We start from the raw sequence: 9401 nt of genomic DNA on the forward strand, positions 1-9401 counted from the left end.
GGTGGAATATACTGCCAGGATTCAAATCCCACAATATCCAAATTGATCATTGATAATAATTTTGCTACAATTAACGGTGGTGGATTTTATTGCAAGTCCTCAAGCCCTATCATAAAAAAAATCACCGTTGCCAAAAATTCTGTGGATTTATCCGGTTTGGGGGGTGGATTTTATTTCACGGAAAATTCAAGTGCGAGTCTTTCAAACAGCATTATAGCATTTAACACAGGAGAGGGGATTTATCCGGCAACCAGCGATTGTTATATAAATCTTCGCTACTCGGATATTCACGGAAATACACCCGAGAATTTTGGAGGAAACTCTAATCCATCTTGGGGAGAATACGTTAGCACCAATGCAAATGGAGATTCTTGTGATGTTTTCTACAACCTGATTGATGACCCGCATTTTAGCAATCTTTCCGGAAATGATTTTCACTTACTCTGGGAAAGTCCTTGTATTGATGCCGGCGATCCGCTTTCCCCACCCGATCCGGATGGAACTATCGCAGATATGGGATTTTACTCGTTCGATCAAAATGTGGTCGTGGCAGATTTCAGCGGAACTCCACAAATAGGTATTGCTCCTCTTACGGTTGATTTTTCCGATCTATCCTGTCCGGGAACCGGAAATATTATTAGCTGGGAATGGAATTTTGGAGATGGAACAGACACCACTTATTCAGCACCGATTCCCCTAACAACGCACACTTATCAGGATACGGGTAATTATATAGTAAAAGATTACGATGTTTCTCTAACCATAATTTCTGCCACAACCAGTGGGAATGTGTCGGACACAAAAACAAAGGAAAATTACATCAAGGTTTACGAACCGGTAAATGCATTGTTTCAAGCGGATTCAACAGCTGGCATTGTTCCTTTTACCACTCAATTCAACAACCTAACAACCGGTGCTTACGATAGTCTTTTTTGGGATTTGGGGGACAGCACCTATCTTTCCACAATGGATAATTCGTTTTCTCATACTTATGAAGACACCGGCAGTTACACTGTAAAATTATTCGCAAGTGGAAACGGCGGAACCGATTCATTGGTAATTGAAAATTATATAAACGTATTCGGCGAAATTATCGTTGATTTTACCGCTGATGCAACCTTCGGAATTGCTCCTTTTACTGCACATTTTTTGAATTTTTCCACAGGCGTTTACGATACTTTACATTGGTATTTTGGTGATGGCGAGGAAGTGATAACTACTGAGGATACCGTTTCTCACACCTATCAAGACAGCGGATATTATGATGTAACACTGGCAATTTCCAATGATGCCGTTACTGATTCTCTTACGAAAGAAAACTATATTCAGGTTTTTTCACCTGTTGTGGCAATGTTTCACGTAGATGATTCCACGCTTATTTCCGGCAATGAAGCAATTTTTACCAACGAATCTTCCGGAGATATCAGTATATGGCATTGGATTTTCGGAGATGGTTCCGACACAACAATGACTACACCAGTTGATACGATCCGGCATATTTATAATGTTTACAATGTTTCCGACACATTCACCGTGAAGCTCATCGTTTCCGGTATGGGCGGATTAGACACACTTCGCCGAATGGATTTGATGTCAATCTACGGAAAAACCGATGCAGACTTCGATACTGATATGAACAGTTCGATCGTTCCCTTTTGGATACACTTCACAGATAATTCAACGGGTGATTATAATACATGGAACTGGGACTTCGGTGATGGTAACACACTTGTAAATAGTGCGGGACAAGCTGGTTCTGACAGCGTGGATGCTTCCCTAACGGATAGCCTGACTGTTGGAACATATCAGAACCCAATTCATAAATACGACAGTCTTGCCGTTGGGGTTCTGGATGTATCATTAATTATTTCCGGTAATGGTGGCGCCGATTCTTTAACAAAAATGAACAATATTTTTGCATATCCAAAATCAAATTTGATCTGGCCCGGAGATACCGATTACAATGGAGTTGTCGAAGCAGCCGATATTTATAATATTGGAAGTTACTGGCAAGACCAGGGAACACCGCGAAATGAAATATCATTCGCATGGATAGGAAATAATTATTCTGAAAATTGGGAAGAACCAATGGCTTCTCTCGCAGATTGCAATGGCGATAGTTTGGTCAATGTTACCGATGTGCTGGCAATGTGCCTTCATATGGGCAAAACCCATCCGGTAGCAGACACGGAATTCACCTATCTTCAGCCACCCCGAAATTATGAAGATCACAGAAATAATTTTATCGAAATATATCACACTTTAGGAACAACGAGAAATGAAATACTGATCCGGAATCATATTGCAGCTATCTTTGGTTTGCCTGCAATAGAAATTATTGAGAATAATTTTGTTCGCCAAAATTTTCCAAACCCGATAAAAAACATCACAGAAATTCAATTCGGTCTCAAAAATGACATTAGTTCGGGAAGTATAAAAATTTTCAACGTCAAAGGGCAGCTAGTGAAAACATATAATATTCAGAATCTCGCACCAGGAATTCATACTTTTTGCTGGGATGGAACAACCAACAATCATACACCAGCCTCGAATGGAATTTACTTTTATATGGTGGATGCCGATAAGTGGAAATCCAAAGCAAAAAAAATGATTTTGATGAAATAGGATAAATTATGAAAAAAATTTTCACAATCTCAATGATAATATTTATATTTGCAACCTGTTCATCACCTGCTCCGTCTCTTTTAACCCTAAAATTTTCCAATTCAGAATTCACTGTAAATGCCAACAACTCGTTTGAAGTGGGAATTATTGTAAAAAATGTCAACGATCTTTTTGCCTGCTCAATGGAAATCACTTATGACGAATCTGTGATTGATTATCAAAGCGGGAGCCTTTTTAAGGGAAGTTGCTGGAATGGCGAGGTTTACAAGTTTGAACGAAAAGAATCAAATAAGGTCAACATCTGCGTGGGTTTAGTAAACACAGGTAGCTTTTCCGGAGAGGGCGAACTATTTACATTAAGATTTTTGGCACTAACTCCTTATGAAACTTCTATCTCATTTGAAAATGTTACTCTGATAAAAGAGGATGGCCAAATGGTAAGTGGAATTGATGCAATTCAATTGCGAGACGGATATGTGATCGTGCAATAACTTTTAAATTTTTTCTAAAAAATTAGCCACCGGAAATAATATCCGATGGTTAATTTTTTTATTTATAGCCTGTCCGTAAAGTAGTATTTTTCGACCTCACCCCGACCCTCTCCTATCGAGGAGAGGGAGATAAAAGTTCCCCTTCTCTTTGAAGAGAAGGGGTTAGGGGATGAGTTGTAAAAAGGATGAAGAATATATTTTACTTGATATGCTACTTTACGGACAGACACTATTTAATCCAAATTAATTTATTTCAATCTCAAAAGGGAGAATTAATTGAAGAGGTTCTCGCAAAAATGATTTTATCAAATTCTTATGTTTCATCAATTCCGATGCAGGAGAAAAATCATCATAGAAAATCGCCGGTAGAATTGATTGAATATTTAAACCGGTATTCTCATCTAAAATCATTTGAATAAGCGTCTTTTGTTGTGGTAAAAGCAAAGTGGAATAATTTGGTATATTTGCCAGCTCGGCAGCTTTTTGGATTGCTTCCGCAAGTCCGCCGATTTCATCCACAAGTCCGATTTTCTTCGCTTCGATTCCAGACCATATTTTTCCCTGAGCAATTTCCTGCACTTCCCCCATGGTCATTTCCCTGTTATCAGCCACTATATTTTTAAACGAAATGTAAACTTCTTTCATCTTTTTTTCCATCGCATTTACATCTTCGGAATTGGGAGCAAAATTCGGAGAGAAAAAACCCGCAAATTTACCACGCTTTATCAGATAAGTATTTACACCCGCCTTTTCACGAAGTTTCTGCCAATTTGGGATCATCGCTGCCACTCCGATAGAACCGGTGATTGTGTTAGGCTGAGCAAAAATTCTATTGGCAGCACAGGAGATCATATAACCACCGGAGGCTGCAACATCACCCATCGAAACAACAATCGGAATATTTTTTTCCTTTTTCAATTCTTTCAAACGATTGAGAATATTTTCGGAAACAAGCGCACTGCCACCACCGCTATTTACCCTGAGCACTAATCCTTGCACGGTTCGCATTTTAGAAATTCTATCAATCTCTTTTGCAATTTTTTTTTCGGTTATACAACGATAATTTGAGTTAAGAAATCTTGAATTATTCGACATTACAATATTTCCTTGAGCATAAATTACAGCGATTTTATTCGAAATAATATTTGGCTTAGTATTATAATCTGAAATATTAACTACTCTATTTTCCCCACTCGTTCTTCTCACAAATTCATTTTCGAGAAGAACATCATCCACAAGTTTGTAATCCAAAGCATTCTGACCTGAAATAATGAACTCAGTTCGATTTTCCATCATCTCCTCGTAATTCGTTAGGGGAATACTGCGAGAGTTCGATGAATTTTCAATATAATTTCTATAAATATTTTCAATGATTTTTGTCAGACTTTCTTTCATCGGTTTTGAGATGGTTTCACGACTATATGTTTCACCGGCACCTTTATATTCGCCCTGATGGATAACAGTAAATTCAACACCGATTTTATCCAAAAAGCCTTTTAGATATTTCAGTTCTATTCCTATTCCCGCCAAAGCAAGTCCTGCGGAAGCAACCGGATTTAGAAAAATAGAATCAGCTACAGTAGCAAGATAATATCCCTTATCAGAAGTGAAATTGATATAAGAGTAAATTTTCTTACCGGCTTGTTTAAATTCAATTAAAGAGTTACGAAGTTCTTCTGTTAATGCCCAACCAGCTTGATAAAATTGAGGTTTGATAATAATTCCTGCAATTCTGGAATCCTCTTCAGCGGATTCAATCTTACGACACAAATCACCTATCGAACTGTTTTCATCAATAAAGAAGGCGTCCTTATATTCGTTATAATCATGGTGAACTCCGCCAAGAGATAATTCCAGATAAGTTCCGGGATCGATCGCTACTTTCTTCTTTTGAGGGAATGATTTAATTGCTATTATCATTAAAATAATCGTTAAAATACCGACAACGGCAAATATCCACAAAACTACTTTTCCAAATTTTTTCATCCTAATTTCCTACCTTTCATTTTCTAATTAAATTTTATATTTATTTTAATATTTTTAAAATAATGTAATTCTCAATTTGCAAGTGAAATAATAGAATTACAAAAAAATAAATCAAAGGAACTAACGGTTTGTAAAAGTAAAAGCGTGTCTTTTTTGTCAAATGTTATCAATAAATTTTCGTTTTATGGACTATAAACTGAGGATTTTGAGAATATTAATTCGTCACGGAATGGTCCGTGACGTCTCGAAAAGGATACTTTACGGATAGACTCTAATTCATTCGTTGAATTAACGATAATCGGCATTTTCTCCGTTCTTTGTTCTCCTTTTGCAGTTTTACATTTTCAGTTCTCCCCTCTCTTTTCTCATTTCTACTTTTTCCGTTCCCATTTTTTCGGTTCTCCGTCTTCATGCGATTCTTCTTCTTTTTTATCTCTCGTTCCCAAGCCCCAGCTTGGGAACGCAATTTTATCCCAAGCCCCAGCTTGGAATGTCCACTCTCTCGTTCCCAAGCCCTCCCGAAAGCTTTCGGGAGGAACGCAATATTATTCAAAGCCCTTGTTTAAAATGTCGCACCTACGGTGCTTTTCTCTGTCTGCACTTTTTAACATAAGGCTGACACCTTATGCTACAGATATTCCGCACCTCTGGTGCTATCTTATTACATTCTCTCGTTCCCGAGCCATCACCATTCTCTCGTTCTCAATCCCTTACCACTCTCTCGTTCCAATCCGCCAGCTGGCGGATGGGAATGTCGCACATTTGGTACTATCTTATTAAATTTTGCGACTTTTCTCATAACGTTATTGACACAATAACACCCAAAAAAAATATTTTGAAAAATTTTCAATCAAACATTATTATGAAAAAAATACTATTAACATTATTATTTATGTTTCAAATTTCTTTCGTAATTGCTAACGAATATCAAGTTTCGTATGTCAATTCCGCCAGAAAAGATTACCTTTCCGAATATGAATTTGAGAGTGAAATTTATTTTGATATTTCTAATCTTAGCAAAATATTTTCAGGAGAAGTAATTTACGATTTTGAAAATCAAACCGCTACCTTAGTCATATTTAACAAAAATTGTATTTTCAATTTCCAAAATAAATGGGTAGATTGCGAGGGGAAAAATTACAATCTGCATGGCGATGTCTTAGTTATGGCTGGGATTTACTTCATCCCAAAATATTTTTTAAACATTCTGTCTAAAAAATTGTTTCCCAAAAAAGTTGCTTTAGAACAGAATAAAATTGTAATCAATCTCTCTTCTGTTAAGGATTATTTAATCAATAAAATCGTGATCGATCCCGGACATGGGGGAAAAGACCCGGGTGCAATCGGCAAAAATTTATATCTCTGCGAAAAGGATGTTGTGCTGAAAATTTCCAAAAAGACAAAAAAATTGCTGGAAAAAAATCTTGATGTGCAAGTATTACTAACCAGAGATTCCGATAAATTTGTTCCACTCTGGGATAGAACGGATTTTGCAAACGAAGAAGGTGCCGATCTTTTTATTAGTATTCACTGCAATGCGAATTTGCGTAGCAAAGCAAATGGGACGGAAGTTTATTATTTATCCACCGCTCAAAGTGACGAGGAACGAGCTGTGGAAGCTATGGAAAATAAGGCAATAAAATTTGAAGATCCGGGAAGCGTGGAACGCTATAGCGAACTTGATTTTATTTTATACGATATGCGCCAGAATGAGCATCTTTTTGAGAGTGCGGACCTTTCGGAAATCTGCCAAAAAAATATTGTAAGCAGATTAGAAACCAGAGACAGAGGGGTAAAGCAAGCAAATTTTTATGTTTTACGGCGAGCATTCATGCCGGCAATTTTGATCGAGGTTGCTTTTTTGTCCAATAAATGGGAAGAGAGAAAACTGAAATCTAACAATTTTCTTGATCGAGCTGCCCAATCCATTTATGAAAGTATAGTTCAATTTAAAAAAAAATATGATAAGATGTAAATGAATTCGGATTCAAATTCAGGGATTTGTACTTTTAACAATTCTTGATCCTATCAGCCGAATTTCAAATCAAACAAACTCAATTGTCAAATTTAATATTCCTCTTTTTTTTGTTGGAATTTTTTTATTACTTCCATAGCAAGATTTTTTGGGAGAAAAGAATATTCCTTAAAACTCAAGTTAAATTCAGCCTTCCCTTGTGATGAAGAACGAAATTTCTTTGTAATTCCAAAGGTCTCTGAAAGTGGAATAGTGCTTTCAATTTTAGAAATTTTATCTTCAACTTTAACTTTTTTTATATCACCTCTATTTTGCCTTATTATCGTTATAATATTCCCTCGAAACTCAGAAGGAGAAACAATTGACAAATTCATTATTGGCTCTAATATGCTGGGTTTACATTTTTGGTAATATTTTTTAAACATTTTTTTAATAGCAATTTCAAAGGCACGTGGAGAGGAATCCACCTCATGAAAGCCACCATCATTCAAAATTATCTTAGTGCCAATAATTGGTGATTCTACAAGTTCGCCCTTATCTAAACAACTGAAAAAACTTTTTTCACAAGCCGAAATAAATTCACTTGGTATTGCTCCATCTTTAATTTCTTCTTCAAATACATTTTCATCATTTCCGGAAGGTGTAATTTCCCCACAAATCTTGGCAAATTGTCCTCTTCCACCGGACTGCTTTTTGTGCGTATATGAAAAGGATGTTGTTGCTGTGATTTTTTCTTTATATGCAATTCTCGGTGAACTCATTTCAATTTTTATCCCGTATTCTCTAAGAAGTCTCTCCAAATAAATATCAAGATGCAATTCACCCAAACCAGCAATAATTGTCTCTTTGGTTTCAGCATCAAAATAAGATTTGAAAGTAGGATCTTCTCTCATAAAACGACTTACTGCCCCGGCAAATTGTTTTTCATCTTCGGATTTATTTAATTTTATCGCATAAAAAACCAGAGGCTCCGGAATATACGAATCTCGAAAAGTAAAATAATTACCTTCGGATGTGAAAGTATCGCCTATTGCGCAATCTACACCAAATACTGCCACAATATCTCCGGCATAACCTTGCTCGATTTTTTCCATTGAAGTGGCGTGCATCTTTACTATTTTGGGAACTTTGATTGTTTTTTTGTCTCTATTATTATACAATTTACAACCCTTTTCTATCATTCCTTGATAAATTCGCAAATAAGTCAATTGCCCATATTCATTATTCTGAATTTTGAATGCTAAGGCGATTGTGGGTAAATTCGGGTTGGGTTCGATAACGATTTTTTCTTTATCTTTTTCCAGATTATAGGCAATCACTTCCTTCTCGGTTGGGTTGGGTAAATATTCTATAATACCGTTCAAAAGCAGCTGAACTCCGGTGTTTTTATAAGCAGATCCAAGATAAACAGGAACAACACTCCTCTCCAAAGTGCATTTGAGTATGGCTTTGCTAATTATTTCTTCATTCAGATTTCCTTCAAAATAAGATTCGGTTAATTCTTCTGAATGTAAGGCAACAGAATCAATTAGCTTATCTTGGTAAAATTTTGCTTCTTTTTTATATTCTTCAGGAATTTCATATTTCACTACTATTTCCCCAAAATTACCCTCAAACAATATCATTTTCATAGAAACAAGATCAATTACACCGCTGAAATTTTCACCCTTTCCAATGGGGATTTGTAATAAAACCGGATTTGTGCCTAATTCCTCTTCTAATTGTTTCACAACTTCAAATGGCTTTGCTTCACTTCTATCCAATTTATTTATAAAAACCAAATAAGGAACTTCATATCTTTCCAGCTGCTTTTCTACGGTAAATGTTTGGGTTTGTACTCCATTCACGGCACAAATAACCAATACAGCACCATCCAAAATGCGTAAAGCATTTTCAACCTCAATTGTGAAATCTATATGCCCGGGTGTGTCAATTATATTTATTTTATAATCTTTCCATTCAATATTTGTTGTTGCAGAAGAAATTGTGATTCCACGCTCTCGTTCCAACTCCATAGAATCCATCACCGGACCGTTTCCGTCTTTACTTTTTACCTCTTGCATTTTGTGGATTCTGTTTGCGTAAAACAAAATCCGTTCGGTTAAGGTAGTTTTACCGGCATCAATATGAGCACAAATGCCCGTATTCCTGATTTTTTCAATATTTATGTTTTTCATAACTTATAGTATATAACCTTTGCAATAATGTAAAGAAAAGACTCCTGAATAGTAGCACAAGCGTCCCCGCTTGTTAAAATTAAAACGTCAAGCGAGGACGCTTGAGCTACATTCCAAAAATAATTCGTGAAAATTCGTGAAATTCGT

The 9401-nt window shown here is 36.2% G+C and carries 5 protein-coding genes; 3 read left to right on the top strand and 2 right to left on the bottom strand.

Features of this window, described 5'->3' with window-relative positions; all coding sequences use genetic code 11:
- Both U9P79_09270 and U9P79_09275 read left to right on the top strand, forming a co-directional pair.
- On the top strand, positions 1-2625 hold a 2625-nt coding region (locus tag U9P79_09270; protein ID MEA2104811.1), incomplete at its 5' end, for a PKD domain-containing protein.
- A gap of 8 nt (positions 2626-2633) precedes the next feature.
- Entirely contained in the window at positions 2634-3116 is a 483-nt protein-coding gene (locus U9P79_09275; protein ID MEA2104812.1) for a cohesin domain-containing protein, read from the top strand.
- Between the two features lie 243 nt (positions 3117-3359).
- Here U9P79_09275 and sppA read toward each other — a convergent pair whose 3' ends face one another.
- Positions 3360-5102 (bottom strand): signal peptide peptidase SppA, encoded by a 1743-nt coding sequence (gene sppA / locus U9P79_09280; protein MEA2104813.1) that lies wholly within the window; start codon positions 5100-5102, stop codon positions 3360-3362.
- 625 nt (positions 5103-5727) lie between these two features.
- Here sppA and U9P79_09285 point away from each other — a divergent pair.
- Positions 5728-7077 (top strand): N-acetylmuramoyl-L-alanine amidase, encoded by a 1350-nt coding sequence (locus tag U9P79_09285; protein ID MEA2104814.1) that lies wholly within the window; start codon positions 5728-5730, stop codon positions 7075-7077.
- A gap of 92 nt (positions 7078-7169) precedes the next feature.
- Here U9P79_09285 and fusA read toward each other — a convergent pair whose 3' ends face one another.
- Positions 7170-9254: an elongation factor G gene (gene fusA / locus U9P79_09290; GenBank protein MEA2104815.1), complete on the bottom strand. Its 2085-nt coding sequence runs from the start codon at positions 9252-9254 to the stop codon at positions 7170-7172.
- Positions 9255-9401 lie beyond the last annotated feature (147 nt).

Source organism: Candidatus Cloacimonadota bacterium, assembly GCA_034661015.1.
Taxonomy (GTDB): domain Bacteria; phylum Cloacimonadota; class Cloacimonadia; order JGIOTU-2; family JGIOTU-2; genus JAYEKN01.

Excerpts from the sequence above, each read along its gene's own strand:
- U9P79_09275 (MEA2104812.1), top strand. The coding sequence starts at position 2,634 with ATGAAAAAAATTTTCACAATCTCAATGATAATATTTATATTTGCAACC.
- sppA (MEA2104813.1), bottom strand. The coding sequence starts at position 5,102 with ATGAAAAAATTTGGAAAAGTAGTTTTGTGGATATTTGCCGTTGTCGGT.
- U9P79_09285 (MEA2104814.1), top strand. The coding sequence starts at position 5,728 with ATGCTACAGATATTCCGCACCTCTGGTGCTATCTTATTACATTCTCTC.
- fusA (MEA2104815.1), bottom strand. The coding sequence starts at position 9,254 with ATGAAAAACATAAATATTGAAAAAATCAGGAATACGGGCATTTGTGCT.